This is a genomic window from Sulfurisphaera ohwakuensis (assembly GCF_009729055.1).
Classification (GTDB): Archaea; Thermoproteota; Thermoprotei_A; order Sulfolobales; family Sulfolobaceae; genus Sulfurisphaera; species Sulfurisphaera ohwakuensis.
The window spans coordinates 1,068,925-1,089,295 of record NZ_CP045484.1; the positions used below are offsets into that span (position 1 = coordinate 1,068,925).

Here is a 20,371-nt window from a genome sequence, read left to right on the forward strand (position 1 = left end):
GAATTTACTTAATTAAGTTAATCCGGGGGTATTTCTTTATATAGTAACTCTAAATCTATTCCTTTACTTAGATTTATCCTTCTAGCAATAAAGTAAATTAATGCACCTACTACAAAACTCCCTATAACAAACCCTAAAGTTATAGGATTCGGCATTCCATTAGACTCAGCAAAACTAAACACTGGATTTGTAACAGCCTCATAAGTTAAATAGACGAAATATCCAGACTCAAATAAACCTGCGACCACTAATAGTATAGCGTTATTTTTTATTCCGTAAAGAACGCCGGCAATACTAACAGCAAAGAAGTAAATCATGCCTATAACTATTGCGCCATAAAGTGCAGTTGCACCACTGATTGAAACTACCGGCAATACTAAAAATGCTAATGTCAAGCCTAAATCAAATAAATGAGTATAAACTGGTGATCCAAATCTATTTAGCCTGGTGAAAATTTCTGGAAATACTCTATCAAAAGCCATTGCAAATATATATCTTGAAAAGACTATAACACCATAAGCTAATACGGCAAACTCCCATGTCATTAAACCTATTCCAATAATCCATTGCAATACCTGATTTGTAGTTAAACCCATTGCAACTGTCCAAAAGGTATAAATAAAAGCTGACGATGGATTAGTAAATAAATAGTCTGTGAAAGCATATCCACCAGCCATATACATCAATGCAAAACCTAAAGTTATTAGAATTCCAGTAACTAAAAGGGGTAATATAACTCCCATTTGGACATATTTCACCTTTTTAGTTTCTGAAGCTACTGCAGGACTTGCTTGCATCCATGGATAAGTAAATATTGCTAAAAGTGGCAATATTCCAGACAAAGAGACTAATAAATTAGGTGGAGGGACTGATGAAGAGTAATTAGGTGGAGGCATTATTCCTTCTTTCGATAAAAATGGTGCAATAGCTGTACTAAAATCTGGTATATTAACAGCAATTATAACCATAGCTATTATTGTAGTAACTAAAGAAATGATTGTACTTATAGTTACTAACGAATACCCCCATTTTGCTTTAAATATATTAAATAATATTATTATACCAAAAATAGCTGCTCCAAGTACATAAGAAGGAATAGGTGCAGTTAATAACGATGATAAGGATACTAATGATTTTATCCCATCCATTGTACCAATAGTCCCAATTACAGTACTAACTGCAGATGAGAAGAAGTAAGCAACTAATGCAAAATATGCTGTAGACTCGATCATTAAAGCAAAAGCCATTGTAACTCCAACACTACCATGTAAGATTCTTGAGAGCCAAATATAGTCACCGCCAGTTTTTGGTATTTTCCCCGATAAGTAAATGTATATGTATGCTTGTGGTAATGTTAAAAGGAGACCTATTAATGATGCAATCCATATTACTCCACCAGGAGGAATATATGGCGAGATTGAAGTAAATAGTGCTATTCCAGCTGACATATTACCTAAGTTTAGCATTATTGAGTCTAATGCACTTACATTTTTTACTAACCCAGAGCTTTCTCTAACAAACAAACTCCTACTCATAATAGAAAATATTTTAGAGTGATTTAAATAGATTTATGTTCATTATATAAATTCTATAATCAGATAAAAAAAATAATGTTTATATTACTCCATTAAGATACACTTTATATGATATTTAAAAACGCTAGAGTAATAACGACTAAAGGAATTATTGAAACAGATTTTGAGGTTGAAGAAGGAAAAATTAAGAAAATTAAGAAGGATATAGTAGGTGAAGGAAAAGACTTGTCTGGTTATTATGTATTACCTAGTGTAATTGATGGACATACGCATTTTAACTCAAGATATTTAGGGGGTAAAGAAATAATTCCCACAGCAGATGATTATAAAAGTGGTAGTGAAATAGCAACAGCTGGCGGAATAACTTCTATAATAAATTTTATTGATCCCTTAAATAAAGAAGTAATAGAGGCAGTTAAAGATGAGATGGAAAAAGCTAAAAGAACTGCCAGTATTGATTATTCCTTTCATTTAATTATTAAAAGAAAAGATCAGATTAACTATTTACCAGAAGTTATTAAAATGGATGTAAAGAGCATAAAAATGTTTATGGCATATAAGGGAAGTATGCAAGTTGATGATGAAACAATATATCTTGTAATGAAGAAAGCTAAAGAGTTAGGCGTAACTGTTGCAATACATGCTGAGAACGGCGATATTATAGAGGTCTTACAGAATGAATACAAAGATAAGAAAGATGCAATATATCATGCACTTACAAGACCAGTTGAAGTTGAGGAAGAAGCTGTTAATAGGGCTTCTATGATAGCTTATTTAACTGGTGTTAAAGCCTATATTGTTCATATTTCTTCTCCTACATCTCTAGATATAATATCTTATTGGAGAAAGAAGGGAGCTAAAATTTTCAGCGAGACTTGTCCACATTACCTTTTATTTGACGATAGTTATTATCTAAGATCAGATGGAAATAGATTTATAATGTCACCTCCATTGAGAAGAAAAGAATTAAGAGAAGAACTTGTAAGAAAACTTCACATGGTAGATACTTTAGGAAGTGATTACTCTGGTTTTATGTCTGTTTATAAGGATAAGGCATTAAGCTACATTGAAGTTCCAAATGGTGTATCTTCAACAGAATTTTTAGTCCCTACAATTATGTCTTTTCTTTTTGACAATTTAATAACACCAGAAAAAGTTGCTGAAATAACTTCTTATAACCAGATAAAACTTTATAACTTAAAAGAAAAAGGATTCGACGAAGGAAAAGATGCCGATTTTACAGTTATAAAGAGAGAAGAATGGATTGTAAAAGATTGGCACGGTAAGATGGATTACTCAATTTACGAGGGAGTAAAATTCAAAGCAAAAGTTATTCAAACTTACTTGAGAGGTGAATTAACCTTTGATGAGGATTATAAAGGTAGTAGAGGAAAATTATTGAAAAGATAAACAGTGTAGTTTTTTATAATGATAGTTTTTGATGTTAAAATAAAATCTATTCAGTAGGTTATAGCTATCTATGAATATTTTTTAATTTGATGGTTTAATTTAATGAAAGCTAATTATAAGAATTTTTCTTAGCAATATTACGATGACAATTAGGTCGTTATTTATCATATTAATAAGTAAATGAAAAACAATTAGAATAAAAGAGATAAAAAATAAACATCTTTCATGATCTCCATTTACATCCACTATCAGATGCCGTAGAACTTAATATTGAAGAACTATCCCTTTAGATTCTATTAGTGCTGGAATACTTCCTAATTGGAAAAATATGGTCAAGAGTGAAACTGAAGCATAAGTCTTCGGACAATGGCATGGCTAGCTCTATTGTCAGACCGAACATTGTGAGGAAAAATCCATCTATATAGATCTACGGAAGATTTTCTTAATAATTTTTTATATTAGTTGCAAAGAATAAATTAAGGTACCGAAAGTGAACTAATGACTGAAATAACAAGACATATTTCGTATTGTCGAATGTTATTTTCTCTTAGCATTTACTTAATAAATGCTAATTATGCCACAACTAAAGGTATAACTAACGCTATACCTTTAACAAAGCTTAGTTTTCTGTCGCAGAGTGCATGAGTCCTAGGATGAAAGATCAGAGCGTAATGATGACAAGTAATTGAATATAGACTCATGAAATCTCAATGAAAATCGACCTCCACAGATCTTCTAATTTAATTCTTCTGTAACCAAACTCTTCATATACATGATCAAAGCTTACTATTTCAGTTTCAGAAAATGCAGTGTGGAAAGCATCAAATACTTCCATACCTTGTGATATAAGAATTGAGGCTCTTAAGATCCTTTCATCAAAGCTTCTAGTAATCTCCATAACAGATGCAGTAATCATAACTGGGTCTAAACCGAATTTCCTACTTAGTAACATTAGCTCTAAATATGTAGTTAAGGAAGTCGTTATGTTGTCCTTATATTCTCTTAGAACTGCTAAAGCTTTTTCTTTTAACCAATCTTTGTTCTTCAGTAATGCAAGGAAGAAGTCAGTATCAGCGTAAACCAATTTCCTTCTCAGCCTCTTCCCTAATTATTTTCTTCAACTCCTTAATGTCAAGGTTGGGCAACTTTTTCCCCTCATCTTCCAATGTCTTAATCGGATCTTTTACCCTAGGGATCAACATTATCCCATAAGGTTAATTCCACAATGTAAAATTCTTTTGAATCAATCTTTTCCCTAATCTCTTTTGGCAAATAAATTCTCCCCTTATTATCAATCTTAACTATCATAATTTCAGTATAGTAGGGAAAAATCTTTTTTCCCCAAAGATTTTACATCTAAAACCATATGTTTATAAAATAGAGAGAATAAACGAAATAAATATTCGTAACCCCAATTGAGCCTAGATTCCTTTACAGCTAATAAATAGTGTGCAGAGACAGAGATATGAATCCCCAAGCTCGAAGGCATTCAGTAATAAATCTTTTAGATTATAATGAACATTTACTTTTAATTTAACTCTTTATCTATTCAAAACTCTTCAGAGAAAGTTTAATCAATTTTAAAATTAGAATAAAAATATATAATCTTTATATCTTCTCTAATATAAGATTTTAAAATTAGAATAAAAATATATAGTGAAATATCTATTATGGGGACATACATGAAAAACGAAATTTGCATAGAACAAATTTCAATAATAGCAAGAGAAATTTTAGGTAAACAAGAATTAATAAGTTTGCTACCAAGAATAGATCCTACTACCCTCACTATAAATACAAACTCACCAGATTGATGGTGGCTAAAGTTATGATTTATATATTAGATGATATTGATAGTCTGAGAAGTAATTCGATTCCTAATGATTTCAAATTAGTAGCCATAAATGTAAAAACTTTCATAAAATATAATAGTGAAATTGAGAAATTATTAAAAAATAATAGAATATTTAAGTTATATATTTTGTTCAATGATAATGACATTATTAATTTTAATTCTTATGACAATTTATCAAAAATGAAAGATACATTAATTAAAATTTCAAAAATAAAAACATTAAATGGATTTAAAAATGAATTTGTCTTTATGATTTCACAAAAATATGATATTGAAGCCATTAGAAGAATATTATTCCTATCCGAATCTAGATTATACAATTTTGCTATTTTTGTGATTAATATGAAATCAATAAAAGAATATGACCTAGAAATGCTTCTTACTTCGGATGTAATAAATAATAATCTATCTGAAGTTATATTGGTAGATGATAAGACAGTTTGGCCAGGGAGACATTTCAGATTTGTAAAGCAAATATCTAATGAGGAATATCTTTTCTATAAGAATCCGTTTTTTATAGATTTTAAAGGTAAACTCACAGATCTAATTTCATTAGAAGCTCTTAAAAAAATTTATCAATATTATGCTTCAGTAAGTCTTAGTGATAGTTTTAGATATTGGAACTTTAAAGGGATAGTAATAGAACTTACCTACAAATGTAATTTCTCTTGTGATCATTGCTATGTAAGTTCTTCTCCTCAAAGAGGTGAGATACTAGAACTTAATAAAATTTACAAAATTCTAGAAGAAGCTCTAAACTTGCCCTTTATAGATAAGAAAGTTCATATAGCTGGAGGAGAAGTAACATTATTTTGGGATAAGTTAGTAGAATTGATTAAGTTTTCAAAGTCTTTAGGATATATTGTAACATTAGTAACCAATGGAAGTTGGGCTCTAAATGAAAGTAAAGTCAAGGAATTAAAAGAATTGAAAATAGATGAGATCGAATTAAGCCTTACGCCATATCATTTAAAATTCTGGAATAATAAAGATAATATTTTAAAGATGTTAAATAACTTAAAGAAATATAATTTAAATTTTTTTATCAGATTTCTTACAAGTAAATCAAATAAGATATACGATTTATATAAACTTTTAGGAAATGAGCTTTTAGGAATACCTATAATTTCTTCTCCAGTGTTAAGATTAGGAAGAGCCTTATCAAATCTCCCACCTAATGAATTTTATGGTGATAATAAATTACCTAGTGGAGCTTGTTTTGACTCCTTAAATTTAACTATAACTCCTAATGGAGTATATCCTTGTTGTAATGGTTCGGAAATCACTAAATATGGTAAATTAGGCTCTCTAGATGAATCTCTGAAAGATATTCTCAATAGAAACTATTTTTTAAGGCTTCTTACATTAATAGGGCCTTCGAGATTATTAAAAGAGTTAAAACTAGATTATAAATACAAAAACAAAGAATATTCTAGTATTTGTGAATTATGTAGTGAAATATTAAATGATGATGAGGTTTATAATAAATCATTAGAGTTAATTAGAGGAAGATTAGGGTGATTAAAAATAATTGAGGTTAACCACGTTTCTAAATCCTTTAACGGTAACGTGATTAATGAGGATGTAAGTTTTAAGTTTGATCGTGGAATCTTAGTGATTCTAGGACCTAACGGCGCTGGTAAAACTACATTATTAAGGCAAATTTACGGTGATTTAAAGTGTGATAAAGGAGAAATTCTTATAGATGGATTTAAACCTAATGAAAGAAGGGCTAAGAAGCTTTTAGGGATAATGCCTCAAAATGCAGAGCCAATTTTTAACCTCACTGTATATGATCACATTAAGCTCTTTGCTAAGATGAGAGGAATCAAAGGTAATGATACAAAGATTAGAGAGATGATTAAGCTTTTTGACCTTGATCCTAAGAAGAGGGTTAACAATTTATCTGGAGGACAGAAGAGGAAAGTGATGTTGACATCAGTTCTAGCTCTAGAGCCAAAATATTTTATCTTGGATGAACCTACTGTAGGGCTCGATTTAGAATCAAGAAATATAATTCACGAGATACTTATTAAGTTATCTAAGGAAGGGAAGGGCATAATCTTAACTACGCATTATCTGGAAGAGGCTGAAAAACTTGCAGATAGTGTAATCCTCTTCAACAGAAGAATTCTCTTTGACGGTTCAAAGGAAGAGCTTATAAGGAAAGTATTCAATGAAGATATTTACGTAGTTAAGGTAGGAGATAAAAAGCTCTTTATAAAGAAGGAGGAGATAAGCAAATATATTTATTTAAATGACATAGAGATAAGAAGGCCCACATTAGAGGAGTTGTATTATGAGTTTTTCGGAAAGAGTAACTGAATTTGCGACACTAATAGAACTCTTCCTAAAAAGGAACGGAAGGGTTAGGAATGTAGTTAATATGCTTTTTAGTGATGTAATATATCCCTTAGGTCTTTACTTCAGTATTTCAAAGTTAATTTCGCCTAATGAACTAACCTACTTCTTATCTGGCCTTTTAGTTCTCTTCACTACAACATATGTTATGAATTTTGTCTCAGCTTGGCTCGGAATGGATAAGGCTTATCATTATTATCCCATAATACGCTCTTTAGGACCATCAATATTGGAATATAGCTTAGCTTTGATATTCGTAGTATTAATTACTTCAATGCCTGGAGTAATAGTAATAACTTTAATGACGTTTAAAAGCATCTCCTTACTTTTACTAGCCCTCCTAGTAGTTTTGACCTCTGCACTTATGTCAGGGTTTATTTCGGCCTTCCTTGTTATAATAATTAGTGAGTACACAGTAACTACTGTGTTTACTGGCATATTCTCTTATGTAATTTCTGTCTTCCCACCAATATTTTATCCATCATCTCTACTTCCCTCACCGTGGAGGTTAATTCTTAGCTACGTTTATACTGCTGAGGCAGCAGATACTTTAAGAGCATTATTACAAGGTGACTTAGTAGCGTTCTTCTCTTATTATTATGTTCTATTAATATATCTATTAGTATTAATTTTAGTCTTTGTTCTATATCTAAATAGTAAAAATTACTAGCTTAATAAATGCGGAGAAAAATACAATTTATAGATTAAAATATATTTCGTAGATCTCTTTAATTCCCTTATTTAACTCACTTTCAACATCTTAAGTTAAAACTTATTACTCCTTAAGCCTATAACTGAAATAAAAGTAGAGAGCAAGGTCTAAGGTTAATAAGTATAATAATTAAAGTAAAGAAAAAATAAATATCTTTCATGATCCCCAGCTATATCCGCCACCAGATCCCGTAGAACTTGATGTGGAGGAACTACCCATATTAGAGGTTGAGCTATTACTCATATTAGACGTCGAGGAACCCATCATAGAAGAACTACTCATTGATGAACTAGACATCATTGACGAATTGTCTGCTGAAGAATGATGCAAGACAACAGCACCTACTACAACAGCTACAACTACTATCGCTATTACTCCTCCTATTATTCCCGCAAGCCTCTTATTTATCTTCATCTTAATAACGTACCCTTATTTACAAAATTTAAACTTTTTCCCAAAAATTTTATTTCAATACAATTTTAGATTAGGGTAAAAACTTTTATAAAAAAGACATTAGAGTCCGTATATGAAAAGGAGAGATTTCCTAAAGGCATTATTTATTTCAACCTCACTATTAGTTATTGGCAGATTATCATTATATGAATATAATAATTATCAGCATGCACAAAACGCATTAACACCCTTCGGATCATGGTATGTCGTTCAAATAGCAGATTCTCCAGAAATTAGTGTAAATAATTACGTCTTAACTGTTGATGGCGAAGTGGAAAATCCTATTAGACTTACTTATCAAGATCTTCTTAAAATGCCTTCAATAGAGGTTAAAGACACAATACAATGTGTTTCTGACCCTTACTTTTTGAGAGCTAACGTAGTATGGACAGGAGTACCATTAAAGTATATAATTGATATGGTTAAACCTTCACCGAATGTGATTAAAATTGTAGGTTATGGTGCTGAGGGATATACTGCTGATCTTCCAATTTCAAAAGCAATGGAACCAAACGTAGTTATTGCTTACATGGTTGATGGAAAGCCTCTACCACAAGTTCACGGCTACCCAGTGAGGTTAGCTGTTCCAGGCTGGTGGGGATATACTTACGTTAAATGGTTAGTTAGACTTTACTTCACTTCTAAAAACATCTTAGGTTATTGGGAATCTAGGGGGTATCCGGACTATGCAAAGAAGTAATTTAATTACTATCTCAGCACTAATTCCCTTCTTTACGTTCATATTCCAACCAATCTGGATAATTGGTCTAGGAATTTCAATGGCTTCATCAAAAGCTTTTGACCCATATTTTAAAGATTCAATTTACACACCAAATTTTAGGAGAAAAACATCGATAGGATTACTCATTCTCTCAATCCTAGAAGGAATAACTGGATTCGGTGCTGGCCCTACAACCTCAAACTTTATAACTGAAATAACTTTAGGCTTACTTAACAGAGGAATTTCACTAGAGTTACACTTAGCATTAATAACACCATTAGCGTTATTCTTCGTTATACACACAGTTTCTGGCCTCGGTTCCATTCTCTTATCAAAAGGTGTAAAAAACCTAATATTATATAAATATGTTATCCCTATAATCTGGTTAGCTATGTACCTCATCGCAGTTTACTTAGATTTAAGCTATTTTATAACGTAGTCGCAAGGTCAGTATATCCCTATTTTTGAAACTAACTCTCACTTTATTACCCTCAACTTTAATCACTCTTGGAACCATATTTAACTCAAGAAGATCTAAACTTTCAGCAAACAAAACTTCAAAGGGTAAAACTATTTCACATTCATCTCTTACATTCTCTACATCATACAATCTAAAAATTAAACTATCATCATCTTCAGCGATCTTAACAGCCTCTAAAATCAACTTGTTAATTTTTACAAAACTCTTTTCCTTTTCAGCACTTTTACCCCTAACAATCTTTATCGGGATATTCAATTCATAAGCTCTTTTAATAACCTCAGCCTTACGCCAATCACCTAGATGAGGGTAAATAGAATAAGTAAATGTAACTTCTTCCAAATCTGTTGTTGGATCTGGATATAGGGGAGTTTTAGTCAAACTTAAACCTACAGAAGTATCACGTAAAGAAACACCGTACTTGCCTTCACTTAGTAACGCTATACCATAATTTCCTTCAGACAAATCCACAAACTTCTGAATTGGAACTTCAAATCTTGCCATATCCCAACTAGTATTTTGCCAAGTAAACCTTTCAATTACTCCAAAAGGAATATCAGAGATTGCTTTATCAGTATTAACGTCAAAATTAAACCACGCTTTTAAAAGTAACTCTCTATCCCTCATTCTTAACGTAGTAATAAAATCAATTCTTCTATGGTCTGGATAAATTCTTACAGTCTGATAAACCTCTGAGTTTCTAAATTTGTACGTGTACTTTACGTCTACAACAGTATCCTCTATGACAGTTGAAGAACTTGCCTTAACCACAAAACTAGTTTCCTCATAACCTTTCTCAATATCCCAAGCGTCAGCCCATCCTGGAATATTTTCATAAAATGTGAGCACATTACTTGGCCACTTCAATACTTCTCTCTCAGCTTCCTTATCATAAAGTGAAAGTAGTTTCCCTTCTTTACCTAACTTTAATACAAAGAACTTATTTTCGATCTGATAGTAATCTTCAGCCTCTTTCACATCAACCTTTTCCTTTACCTCTTCTGGTTTAAACACAGTGAAACCTATTGAAGGGACTTTAACCTTGAAAAACTTGCCATTAATCTCAACATATTCCTCCCTATCCCAATTAAGAGAATTAAACAAATAAATTTCTTCACCCTGAGAGCCTAGAAGCTTAAGCATTGCTTCCTTTGCAATATTTTCAGCTTCTTCAATCACTTTCTCCAACTCTTCATATGCCACCTTATATACATCTTTAATTGCTGAACCGGGTAGAACATCATGAAATTGATTCTTCAATACAATCTTCCATAATCTCCTAAACCTTTCCTTATCATAATTACCAGCTAAAGAAGACCATAATTCAGCCTCTCTTAGACTAACCTCAGCTTTCCTATTAAGTAACTTCATTTTAGAGTGAGAAGTAAAGACACCCCTATGAGTTTCTAAATATAGTTCACCTTTCCACTCGACAATGGGATTAACCTTTATCTCCTCAAACTTCACACTAGGTAGGATTGGAAGTAAATCTATAGCTTCAGCCCTAATTAGCATTTCCTCATTTGGTCCCCCTCCTCCGTCACCGTAACCAAAAGAGTAAAGTACAGGTTGATCCTTTTCCCTCCAGTTCTTGTATTGCTCTAAAACACTAGAGACAGAGAAATCAGAATTATAACCGCCTTTACCATTTCCAAAAGCTATTGAAGGCAAATAATCGCTATTTGGTGTAACCCATTTGAACACATTATATGGGAATTTATTGGTATCATTCCAGAAAACTTTATGAGTAGCGAAAAGCTCGATACCGCCTAACTTAGCAACTTGGGGTAAAGAGGCAGAAAAACCAAAGGTATCTGGTAACCATAAAATTTTAGCAATTTTACCAAAATTTTCTAAGTAAAATCTCTGGGAGTATAATAGTTGTCTAGCCAGTGATTCGCCAGAAATCATGTTGGTATCGGATTCAACATAAAATGCGCCTAGCTCCCACTTATTCTCTTTCGCTTTCTCCTTTATCTTTTCAAACAGTTTAGGATAAATTTCCTTAACCCATTCATAATAAAGGGCAGAACTCTGGATAAAACGGAAATTATACTTATCAAGAAGTGTTAAAACAGTCGAAAAAGTTCTTATAACCTTTCTTTTAGTTTCATCAAATGGCCAAAGCCAAGCTGTATCAATATGCGCATGTCCAATCCCTATTAAAATACCCCTTTTACCATATTTCTCCTTAAGTTTCAATAATTCCTCCTTCAAAACCTCCAGTCCTTTCTTATACTTCTCTCTATTCTTATCTTCCTCCATCTTATATTCCAATTCTTTATAAATTCTGCTAAGGTCTAATGACGTTTTAGCCAGTTTAGATATTATAAATAACTGATCATTTGAAATAGTCTCAAAATAAGCCTCCTTCAAAGCCTTTGTTAATGCGTAAATTAAATCATTTCTTAATTCTTCATCCTCTACGCTTTTTATTAAATCCAGAACTTGTGTTCCGTATATGTAAAGTCTGTACGCATTAAAATCAAGCTCTGCATAATACGGAATTCCGGGAGATGGGTGAACCTTTTCTCCAAAATCCTTATACTCACTCATCTCAACACTTATCTTATGCTTACCTACTGGTAAAGGAATAATTACATGATACTTATCCAGCTCAAAATAAGGTTCTCCATCAACCTTTATGAGACCAGAACCTTCATGATCTAAAATTATGAGATAAGAGTTTTCCTTTCCCTCAATTTCTAAATTAACCCAGTTTAGTCTTTTCACATTTACGAAAGAATTACCGTAAATAAGCGTTAACCTAGCTTCGAGTTCGTTTAGAGTTCTCATAAACTAAGTTGTGAAAAGAAAGTTAAAAATCAAATGGGAACTTTTCTAACCTATAAGCCATATCCCAGAACATATACTCGAACATTGACGTGATTCTAAAATGTCTCTTTACAGCTTCTTTTTCTTCCTTAGTTAAATTAAACGAATTAACTAGATTTATTACAGCTCTTACTCCCTTCTCATATTCCTCACCGCCATAAGTCTCTATCCAACGTTTATACAAAGGATTTGGAGAACCCTTCTTTAATAATTCCTTCCCAACTTCCATATATATCCAATAACATGGAAGAACAGCACTAACACCTTCATAGAATGGTCTCGAATAAACTACTGAAAGTAAGTATGATGTATAAAGAAGATTTGTGGGAGATGGCTTAACTCTACTAACATCAACATTCCACAAAGAGATAAAATACTCATGAAGGCTCCTTTCTACTCTTAATACATCACTAACATGAGTAGCGAAAAGGACTGAATCATCTTGCTTTTCTGCCTTAGCAGATAATATTGCTAATGCCCTACTAAAATCTCGTAAATACAAAAAGTCTTGAAGGATATAATATCTAAATTTCTCTTCCTCTAATGTCCCATCAGTTAACCCCTTGATGAATGGATGTGATAGTATCGAAGAATAAATATCTGAAATCGAGCCCCAAAGTTCGTCTGATAGCATAAAATAAAATAGGAAAAGGAGATAAAAAATAAATCATTCTGCTATTCTTACAGCAGCAGTCCTAAACTTATAATTCTTAGTCCATAAGGCAACTATTAGAGCTAAGGTCATCATAACCATTCCGAATATTGCAATATAATTAAATGCTGTTGCAGAAGGTAAGAATCCCATAACATAAATTTGATTATTAAACATCATCACAATAGGATCTTGATAAGTTTGCATAAACACTGTTGCAACTACTGGCCCTATTGAACCACCTATAGTCCTTAATAACGTATTCATTCCCATTCCAGTAGTCCTATATTGATCCGGTAAAGATAATGCAACCATGTTAACTAATGGTACAATAAATGCAACTAAACCTACAGAAGAAATAAAACCATCAAGCAAAACCTCATCTGGCGTACTCCTAAAAGTTAGCAATAGTAGATAGGAGATGTCTGTTAAAACACCACCTAGTATCATTATAGGCTTAGGCCCAATTTTTGGCATTAATCTTCCTAAAATAGGGCCGAAAATTATCATCCCTAAAGCTACTGGAGACATTAATAAACCAGACTGAATTATTGAAAGACCTAAACCGTATGGTTTAGGCAATTGAGAATAATAGACTAGAAAAATGAAATTAGCAAACATACCAATACCAGATATTAAACCGACAATATTAGCAACAGCGAAATTTCTTATCTTAAAGAGCTCCAATTTCATTAAAGGTTCTATTGCAACCCTCTCATAAGCAATAAAAGCACCATATAAGATTAAGCCCACAATTAACATCCATAAATTATCTAAAGCAGTCCAACCTAAAGTCGGTCCCTCAGTTATATAAACTAAAACTAAAGTAGTTGCCAAGCCTATTAAAGTAGCCCCTATATAATCAACCCTCTCCTTTAACCTTGTTCCAGTATGAGGTAAATACTTTAAAGAGATAAAGAAAACTATAAGGGAGAGAATTGCAGCAGTGTGAAAGGCATAAGGCCAACCTAAATCCTCAACAATGTAAGAACCTATAAGTAAACCTAATGCCGGACCAATACCAATCGTTGCACTCAATATTGATTGAGCGAAGGCAACCCTTTCTTTTGGATAAATATCCGTAATAATTGCAATAGCTATAGGAAACATTGAGAAACCGACTCCTTGAATTGCTCTAGCTGCAATTAAAACCCAAATATTTGGTGAAAAACCGGCTAACGCTACAGCTATAATATAGAATACAATAGCTATTATATACATTCTGGTCTTGCCGTAAGTGTCTGCAAGCTTACCCATTAAAGGTGAAGTTGCGGCTGCAACTAGCAAATATGCTGAAGTTATCCAGCCAGCTAAAGTTGAAGAAATTGAGAAATCTGACTCTATGGTGGGCAAAGCCGGAATAACCATTGTTTCTACGTAGTTAACAATCAAAAGCATTGCAGATAAGATAAGTAGCGTCTTACTTTTATAATCCATGGATAAAGGGAAAGACAAGCTACCTATTAAATTTTTCGATATATCTATTTGCGGTCCGAAAGTACATTTCACATAAAACGTATATCATTTACACCTATCAGAGTAATTTTTAAATACTGTAATTGATGTTTTCTTTTTTAAGATGAATTATAAGATCTATTATTTTAGGATAGGAAATCTATGATATTAACTATATTATTTAAAAAATTAAATAACTTTTATATAAAAATCCACTAAATATAACAAAGAGCATACAGCACTTATAGAAAAATCATTACATTTTTACGTTACGCTAAAATATATAAGAAATATTGTCTTAGCAGCTGAAAATCTCTCTTGTGATAAATAATAAGAGAGTAAATTCGTAGTGCCATCATTGGTATATAAATCTATTAAATGACCTTTCTTTATAAAGAGTATAAATATTGAACTAATATATTACTATGTGCTAAAAATTTATAGAAATATAAATAGCTTAATGTCGACACTATCAGTAAATTCAAAGTATTTATTAGTTCATAAACAAACATCATAATTTTTTATGGTAAAGAAATTTCCTTAATCTATAAAACACAAATGATATGACAATGAATTGTCACATATAAGTTCTGTTATTTTCATTTAATTCGTTATGTTTTTACTCATTAAACATAAAACTAAGAATAAATAGTAGTAAACAAATTAAAGTGATATCTAAAGATAAACATCTTCATAGTCTTAGGGAATGCTAAGACTAAATTTAAATAAATCCTCTATAAATTTCAATCTTCTGAATAAAAATAATATAATTTTTACAAGAGAAAGAACTAGATTATCCTTTATGAATGTTTCAAATGAGTGATCTAAAGAAATTAACGACTGAATATTAGTCTTTGCTGGTAAATCATTTACATTTATCTATGGAAAAATCATAAAATTATCAAATTTTTTTATTCTCATAAACAAATTTTGCAATTTTTTCTTCTATATTGAGTCCCTTTTTATTTTTTATTTTTTTATACTCAATAATGTAGGGTAAACTCTTCTTATCTAACCTAGCCTTAGTTGCAGTGAGATATTCGACCACTAAAAGTTTCTTACACCTTATTTTATTGCATATACTAGATAGATAAGTCAAAGTTGAATCTATCTGTGATATTGCATCGTCAAATTTATCAGATGTGGGATCAAATTTTTCACTTTTCTTTTCGACTATATACATCATAACGCAATTGCAGTCTTTAATATGAAAGCAAATACTGTCAGCTTTAGGTACATTTTTCGTACATACTAAATCGAAATCGATACAAGCAAATTCTTCCAATTTATTCACCGTATATCTCCTTAACTTGTTCTCTAATAACATCTGTAATAGTCGGTATGGATTCAATATCTCCCTTCTCCGTATATTCTATTTCTTCCATTGTTCCTCTGTTAAGTAGATATATTTTCAACTTTTCACTATTATTCTTCTTTACGTGATTAATCGTCATCTGTATTGTAAAAATATCACTATGAGTTGTGAGGAATAGTTTTTTACCTTCTGTTATTAAATTATAAAGATAGTTTGCCATGCTTACCTGAGCACCAGCATGAAGATTAAGTTCTGGTTCTTCTATTATGATAAACTTTCCGAACCTTGAAAGTATATCTATCGGTAATATTTGTGCATAACCAGAAGAGAGCAGCGATAATGGTATTTTTTTATCCTTCTCATAGACTTCCAATACAAATGGTTCTACGATCTTATATTTCAGATTTATAGTATTTATAGAAAACTCCTTGTTCCTCAGAATCCTCATAGCATTTAGAAGCGACCTAATAAAGTATCTTATAACGGGCTTATCACTAATTTTTGATAATTTGTCTATTGAAATATATGTACTTATATACCCAATTAGATTAGAGACGGCTAAGTTCCTCTCAGTTGGGAGAACAATCACTGGTCTAAAGTCATCAAAAAACAAGTTTATAACGATTTCTGATAATATTGATGCAAGAACTCTTCTTTTCTGAATTTCCAGTAATTCATTAAATTTATCACGCAAAGACTTTGGAAAATCAGTACCGTAGTGCACATTTATCGTATAATTGTCATCAGCTGCATGAACTCTAGCACTTATACTACCAAAAGGCATATCCTTACTTTCTGTGAAACTCATGAATATCTTTATATCCTTATTTAACTTTGTTACAACCTTAAATTCTTCTCCTAATATAATATCAAGGCTTCCGATTTTGTTTACAAAACTTATTTTCGATTCCTGATTACCTACTGTGATAAGCTCTTTATAGTCTACCCCGAAAACTCTTTCAAGTCCTCTTCTGAGAGTTCTAGATAATACTTTATTTATAGTATCCAGATAGGAGCTAAGACTCATTTCATCTTTTACAGGTTGTTCAAGATCCTTAGGACTTGGGATAGGTCTAGCACCGAAGATTGAATAAAGGAGAAGAGAAATGAAAGATTTCCCTGATGCATTAGGGCCTATAACTATTGTAATATCCCCTAATTCAAATTCAGCATCATTGATAGGACCAAAATTCTTAATAATAACCTTCATATTAAGATGCTTTACAACAAAATATAAAACCTTAACTACTTTATCAGTGGTTTAAAGGTTTTCTTACCTTTTTTAGTTTTCCTACTAAATTCTCTCAGAAGCTCACACAATCAATCCAAATTCATTGTTAATAGAAATATTACTTACATTACTCATATTTTCCCATGGTTAAAAAACTTAGATTTATCAGATTTTTAACATCTGATGACCCATGAGTAGAGCTACTAATCACTAGAGAATTTCTTAATTAGAAAATTCTTTTTTACATAAACATAATATATATCAATATGCATTGAAAAGTAATTAAAAAAGCTTCTACGAAGAATCTCTATACTCCATGGAAAAAGACTAGGCAAACATAAGGAGTGTTTCGAATAAGTACGCTAAGAGAACTAACTAAATAGTATTTATTAAAAAATTACTTTACTTTATAATTCTCGTGAAAGTTCTGTAAATATTATTCATTATTCTAAAATAGAGAATAAGATCTAACTATTTAAGATAAAGACTTTGAGTGCAAACACACTATCATCATTAAACTATTAATTTTTTATTTAACATATAGAGTATATAAAACTCTTATCACATATATCTGTTATTGTTCCTTAACCAATTATAATACTAGTTGAAGAGTTAAAAAAAGAGTATACGAATAAGTAATGCTTTCAACAACCTTTATACTAGGAGTGAGTTTCCTAAACACCGTGAGTAATCTTAGTCAAAAAGAACTAAGACTCTTAGATACGTAAATCTCCTACGATTTCTGTCCATATTACTGCTTAAGCACTATTTGATGTACTATCTATTTCACCGTAATAGTAAGAAATCCATTAATATTGCCATAATACGCATTTATGATTATCTCTCCTAAACCAACATTAAAAGCTGGAGATGGAGACTTAATAACAACAATTTTCCACTCACCACTCTTTATCCAGGTAGAGTTGGAAAGCCAAAGAATACCATTTCCGTCGTGGATAGCATTAACAGAAAACAACCTAAAGAATGGTTTAACTTCACTTAAAGGACCTTCGTAAGACACATTCAAAACCATCATATAAACTTCATTAGACTCAGTGTAAACATGAAGTACTTCAATCTTTAAGCCATTATAATAAGGAGAAAACACATAATGAAAAATTAAAGCTGATGAGAGTATTAGCAAGAAAAGGACAGATAGGGGCTTCATAACTTCCTTATTTATCTTCATCTTCTCATCTACACTCCCATCTAAGTAATTAAGAAATGGTATATACATTACATAATTCCATAACATTCTATACATAAAGAGCATTACGAAATATATACCACCTAAGTAATTAGAAATCTTCCTTTTTAAATAAAGATAGAAAAACGTAGAAAAGATAAGAAGTTGCGACACCAAGAAGAAGTATTTATATTCATAAAATATGCCTATTACTGAGAATATATCGAAACCAAAGCCAATTTGCAACAGATTATCAAACACTGGAGTAGTTATATCGTGGAAATAGTAAACTGGCGAAGAAACAATAAAGTAAAGATTCAAGAAGATAAAAGTCACTACCCATGATAATAGAAATTGATAGATATTTTTTCTTTCACTACGTAACTGTATAAGATAAAAAGGTAGAAAAATCAATGGATCTTGCTTAAACGAAACTGACAAACCATAAAAGAAACCCTTAACCCACTCCCTATTCGATAGAAAAGATAAAATAAGAAAAGTAACCCAAATAATATCATCAATACCTCCAGAAGAATAAAGGAGATAGTAAATATTGAATAGATAAGATGATACAAATAGAAGAAAAGTTATTCTATCAAGTTTATACCAGAGTATAAAGGGTAAAAGAACATAGAAGAAAAGAATAATATAATTAGGATTAAAGTGGAAAACAACAGCTGGGATATAAAGCAAAAAGGACAACGAAGGGTAATTAAGGTTAGTTACAATACCTCCAGTTGTATAAGGTGTACCGTAAATTTCAGCGGAAAGATTATAAATTTGATAAACATTACTCGTAACTGAAGGTATGTAAGGATTTAAACCGTGAAGAAATTGATAGGCAGAATAATAATCAATCATTAATTCATCAGTACCGAAAGGTTTTGCTACTCTAGATGAAACAACCACTAAAACAACTGCAATAAGTGAAGCAATATCAAGTCGTCTTAACGATAATCCAGCTAGAAAAACTAAATATAAGATTAGAAGAAGATACAAATTGTGGAAAAAATACCAATATTCAATGGGAACTAAGAACAATTCAGTGTAAATAGTTAATTTCACAAACCTGGAATCACCTTTAAAGAAAAGAAGAATACCAGCTAGAGAAAGAAGAATAACTATTAGAATATCACTCCATAGTGTAGGATAATAAAATAACGAGAAGAGAGCCATAGAAGCCCAAATTAAGATTTCAGAAAGATTTGAAGTCAACGGTGAAATATATCGCTTTTCCATGCTATAACAACTTTCAACTCAACTTATTTTAAATCTTTTCATAACTACTAAATCAAGAATTAAAAACTTGATAGTAATATTGAAAGTGTACTAGTAAATAAACCGGTAAATACACAAGTATCCTTCAATTAAACAATATAAAAATATTCTATTAATTGATTGAAAACAAAATAGATCTTAAAAAATAAAACAGAGTATCACATAAATTAATATTACTCCTCAAATCTTCCGCTTAAGAGATAGCCCAAAAAAGCAAAGTTTTTCTTCAGATAAAAATTGAATATAATATTAACAGAATTCAGTAAAAAATTTAATGAAGAATGAATAAAATTAAATAATATTTCATCTCTATTTAAATTTCAGAATGTTAATAAGTAGTATAGATAAGATAAACTAGATAATTAATATATCTATTATAGATTAAAATCTTCTCTTAATTAATATAATTCTATGAAAAATTCATTATATAACATAATGTCAATTAACTCTGTATTATAACGTCATGTCCCCCTAATTAGCAAATGTAGTCACTATGCTAAAAAATTAAATTAATCTTCATGAAGAGAAAGTCACAATTGAAAACCACATTCATACTACCTTTAATAAAATTTGAAGTTAACCACAAAACATAAGTTATAAATTAATAATGAATCCGTAGTATAGCATAACTTTATTTATACTTCTATAGATATACTATTAATGGTAATGGTGATTCTTTTTCCAGCTATTTTTCAAATTTATGTCTATAAATAATTATATGAATAATTCTCTATCCTAAGCATAAACTCTACTAAAATTCTTAATTTTTATTAAAAATTTATAACCCAATACTCTTAAAAACAAATAATTTATTAAAAATTAAACTGATCATACAAAAATTTCTTTAAAATGATGAAATAATATCATATATCACAATTCAAAACAATTTTCAAA

The 20,371-nt window shown here is 30.9% G+C and carries 18 protein-coding genes; 7 read left to right on the forward strand and 11 right to left on the reverse strand.

Annotated elements, in window-relative coordinates; genetic code table 11:
• Window positions 1–17 precede the first annotated feature (17 nt).
• On the reverse strand, window positions 18–1,535 hold the full coding sequence (locus tag D1869_RS06015) for an APC family permease (protein ID WP_156014349.1): 1,518 nt from the start codon (window positions 1,533–1,535) through the stop codon (window positions 18–20).
• Between the two features lie 108 nt (window positions 1,536–1,643).
• On the opposite strand from D1869_RS06015, the gene D1869_RS06020 reads away from it, so the two are divergent.
• The gene (locus D1869_RS06020; RefSeq protein ID WP_156014350.1) at window positions 1,644–2,945 is read left to right on the forward strand and encodes an amidohydrolase family protein; all 1,302 of its coding nucleotides are present in this window, start codon (window positions 1,644–1,646) and stop codon (window positions 2,943–2,945) included.
• A 697-nt stretch (window positions 2,946–3,642) separates the two neighbouring features.
• Here D1869_RS06020 and D1869_RS06025 read toward each other — a convergent pair.
• The 3 genes from D1869_RS06025 to D1869_RS15425 are packed head-to-tail and all read right to left on the reverse strand — an operon-like array spanning window position 3,643 to window position 4,253.
• Window positions 3,643–4,029: a pilus assembly protein gene (locus D1869_RS06025; RefSeq protein ID WP_156014351.1), complete on the reverse strand. Its 387-nt coding sequence runs from the start codon at window positions 4,027–4,029 to the stop codon at window positions 3,643–3,645.
• On the reverse strand, window positions 4,016–4,147 hold the full coding sequence (locus D1869_RS15665; RefSeq protein ID WP_260311168.1) for a hypothetical protein: 132 nt from the start codon (window positions 4,145–4,147) through the stop codon (window positions 4,016–4,018). Before D1869_RS15665 ends, D1869_RS06025 begins: the two co-directional genes overlap by 14 nt.
• Window positions 4,134–4,253, reverse strand: coding sequence for an AbrB/MazE/SpoVT family DNA-binding domain-containing protein (locus D1869_RS15425; protein ID WP_231113756.1), 120 nt, complete (start codon window positions 4,251–4,253; stop codon window positions 4,134–4,136). The genes D1869_RS15665 and D1869_RS15425 overlap by 14 nt, the downstream gene beginning before the upstream one ends.
• 374 nt (window positions 4,254–4,627) lie before the next feature.
• Here D1869_RS15425 and D1869_RS15670 point away from each other — a divergent pair, with 374 nt between their 5' ends.
• From D1869_RS15670 to D1869_RS06045, 4 genes are read left to right on the forward strand one after another with little or no spacing between them, the layout of a single operon-like run.
• The gene (locus tag D1869_RS15670; protein ID WP_260311169.1) at window positions 4,628–4,759 is read left to right on the forward strand and encodes a hypothetical protein; all 132 of its coding nucleotides are present in this window, start codon (window positions 4,628–4,630) and stop codon (window positions 4,757–4,759) included.
• A 14-nt stretch (window positions 4,760–4,773) separates the two neighbouring features.
• Complete coding sequence (locus D1869_RS06035) at window positions 4,774–6,321, forward strand: radical SAM/SPASM domain-containing protein (RefSeq protein ID WP_184651032.1); 1,548 nt, start codon at window positions 4,774–4,776, stop codon at window positions 6,319–6,321.
• A gap of 48 nt (window positions 6,322–6,369) precedes the next feature.
• Window positions 6,370–7,125, forward strand: coding sequence for an ABC transporter ATP-binding protein (locus D1869_RS06040; RefSeq protein WP_184651033.1), 756 nt, complete (start codon window positions 6,370–6,372; stop codon window positions 7,123–7,125).
• The gene (locus tag D1869_RS06045; RefSeq protein WP_156014354.1) at window positions 7,100–7,831 is read left to right on the forward strand and encodes a hypothetical protein; all 732 of its coding nucleotides are present in this window, start codon (window positions 7,100–7,102) and stop codon (window positions 7,829–7,831) included. The genes D1869_RS06040 and D1869_RS06045 overlap by 26 nt, the downstream gene beginning before the upstream one ends.
• A gap of 198 nt (window positions 7,832–8,029) precedes the next feature.
• Here the strand turns inward: D1869_RS06045 and D1869_RS06050 are convergent, their stop codons facing one another.
• On the reverse strand, window positions 8,030–8,287 hold the full coding sequence (locus D1869_RS06050; RefSeq protein ID WP_156014355.1) for a hypothetical protein: 258 nt from the start codon (window positions 8,285–8,287) through the stop codon (window positions 8,030–8,032).
• Window positions 8,288–8,399: 112 nt separating this feature from the next.
• Here D1869_RS06050 and D1869_RS06055 point away from each other — a divergent pair, with 112 nt between their 5' ends.
• Together D1869_RS06055 and D1869_RS06060 are read left to right on the forward strand one after the other, a co-directional pair.
• Window positions 8,400–9,026: a molybdopterin-dependent oxidoreductase gene (locus tag D1869_RS06055; protein WP_156014356.1), complete on the forward strand. Its 627-nt coding sequence runs from the start codon at window positions 8,400–8,402 to the stop codon at window positions 9,024–9,026.
• Window positions 9,013–9,486, forward strand: a complete 474-nt coding sequence (locus D1869_RS06060; RefSeq protein WP_156014357.1) for a hypothetical protein — start codon at window positions 9,013–9,015, stop codon at window positions 9,484–9,486. Before D1869_RS06055 ends, D1869_RS06060 begins: the two co-directional genes overlap by 14 nt.
• On the opposite strand, the gene D1869_RS06065 is transcribed toward D1869_RS06060, so the two are convergent.
• The 6 genes from D1869_RS06065 to D1869_RS06090 form a co-directional block, all read right to left on the reverse strand.
• On the reverse strand, window positions 9,466–12,321 hold the full coding sequence (locus D1869_RS06065; RefSeq protein WP_156014358.1) for an alpha-mannosidase: 2,856 nt from the start codon (window positions 12,319–12,321) through the stop codon (window positions 9,466–9,468). The genes D1869_RS06060 and D1869_RS06065 overlap by 21 nt on opposite strands.
• Before the next feature lie 22 nt (window positions 12,322–12,343).
• A complete protein-coding gene (gene tenA, locus D1869_RS06070; RefSeq protein ID WP_156014359.1) occupies window positions 12,344–12,994 on the reverse strand; it encodes a thiaminase II in 651 nt (216 codons plus the stop codon).
• Window positions 12,995–13,027: 33 nt separating this feature from the next.
• Window positions 13,028–14,449, reverse strand: coding sequence for an MFS transporter (locus tag D1869_RS06075; RefSeq protein ID WP_156014360.1), 1,422 nt, complete (start codon window positions 14,447–14,449; stop codon window positions 13,028–13,030).
• Between the two features lie 919 nt (window positions 14,450–15,368).
• Window positions 15,369–15,761, reverse strand: a complete 393-nt coding sequence (locus tag D1869_RS06080; RefSeq protein ID WP_156014361.1) for a hypothetical protein — start codon at window positions 15,759–15,761, stop codon at window positions 15,369–15,371.
• The gene (locus tag D1869_RS06085; protein ID WP_156014362.1) at window positions 15,754–16,992 is read right to left on the reverse strand and encodes an AAA family ATPase; all 1,239 of its coding nucleotides are present in this window, start codon (window positions 16,990–16,992) and stop codon (window positions 15,754–15,756) included. Before D1869_RS06085 ends, D1869_RS06080 begins: the two co-directional genes overlap by 8 nt.
• An 802-nt stretch (window positions 16,993–17,794) precedes the next feature.
• Complete coding sequence (locus tag D1869_RS06090) at window positions 17,795–19,438, reverse strand: hypothetical protein (protein WP_156014363.1); 1,644 nt, start codon at window positions 19,436–19,438, stop codon at window positions 17,795–17,797.
• Window positions 19,439–20,371 lie beyond the last annotated feature (933 nt).

What these genes read in the sequence shown, in the direction of transcription:
- D1869_RS06015 (WP_156014349.1), bottom strand. Translation starts at nt 1,535, where the DNA reads ATGAGTAGGAGTTTGTTTGTTAGAGAAAGCTCTGGGTTAGTAAAAAAT.
- D1869_RS06020 (WP_156014350.1), top strand. Translation starts at nt 1,644, where the DNA reads ATGATATTTAAAAACGCTAGAGTAATAACGACTAAAGGAATTATTGAA.
- D1869_RS15665 (WP_260311168.1), bottom strand. Translation starts at nt 4,147, where the DNA reads ATGTTGATCCCTAGGGTAAAAGATCCGATTAAGACATTGGAAGATGAG.
- D1869_RS15425 (WP_231113756.1), bottom strand. Translation starts at nt 4,253, where the DNA reads ATGATAGTTAAGATTGATAATAAGGGGAGAATTTATTTGCCAAAAGAG.
- D1869_RS15670 (WP_260311169.1), top strand. Translation starts at nt 4,628, where the DNA reads ATGAAAAACGAAATTTGCATAGAACAAATTTCAATAATAGCAAGAGAA.
- D1869_RS06035 (WP_184651032.1), top strand. Translation starts at nt 4,774, where the DNA reads ATGATTTATATATTAGATGATATTGATAGTCTGAGAAGTAATTCGATT.
- D1869_RS06045 (WP_156014354.1), top strand. Translation starts at nt 7,100, where the DNA reads ATGAGTTTTTCGGAAAGAGTAACTGAATTTGCGACACTAATAGAACTC.
- D1869_RS06050 (WP_156014355.1), bottom strand. Translation starts at nt 8,287, where the DNA reads ATGAAGATAAATAAGAGGCTTGCGGGAATAATAGGAGGAGTAATAGCG.
- D1869_RS06055 (WP_156014356.1), top strand. Translation starts at nt 8,400, where the DNA reads ATGAAAAGGAGAGATTTCCTAAAGGCATTATTTATTTCAACCTCACTA.
- D1869_RS06060 (WP_156014357.1), top strand. Translation starts at nt 9,013, where the DNA reads ATGCAAAGAAGTAATTTAATTACTATCTCAGCACTAATTCCCTTCTTT.
- D1869_RS06065 (WP_156014358.1), bottom strand. Translation starts at nt 12,321, where the DNA reads ATGAGAACTCTAAACGAACTCGAAGCTAGGTTAACGCTTATTTACGGT.
- tenA (WP_156014359.1), bottom strand. Translation starts at nt 12,994, where the DNA reads ATGCTATCAGACGAACTTTGGGGCTCGATTTCAGATATTTATTCTTCG.
- D1869_RS06075 (WP_156014360.1), bottom strand. Translation starts at nt 14,449, where the DNA reads ATGGATTATAAAAGTAAGACGCTACTTATCTTATCTGCAATGCTTTTG.
- D1869_RS06085 (WP_156014362.1), bottom strand. Translation starts at nt 16,992, where the DNA reads ATGAAGGTTATTATTAAGAATTTTGGTCCTATCAATGATGCTGAATTT.
- D1869_RS06090 (WP_156014363.1), bottom strand. Translation starts at nt 19,438, where the DNA reads ATGGAAAAGCGATATATTTCACCGTTGACTTCAAATCTTTCTGAAATC.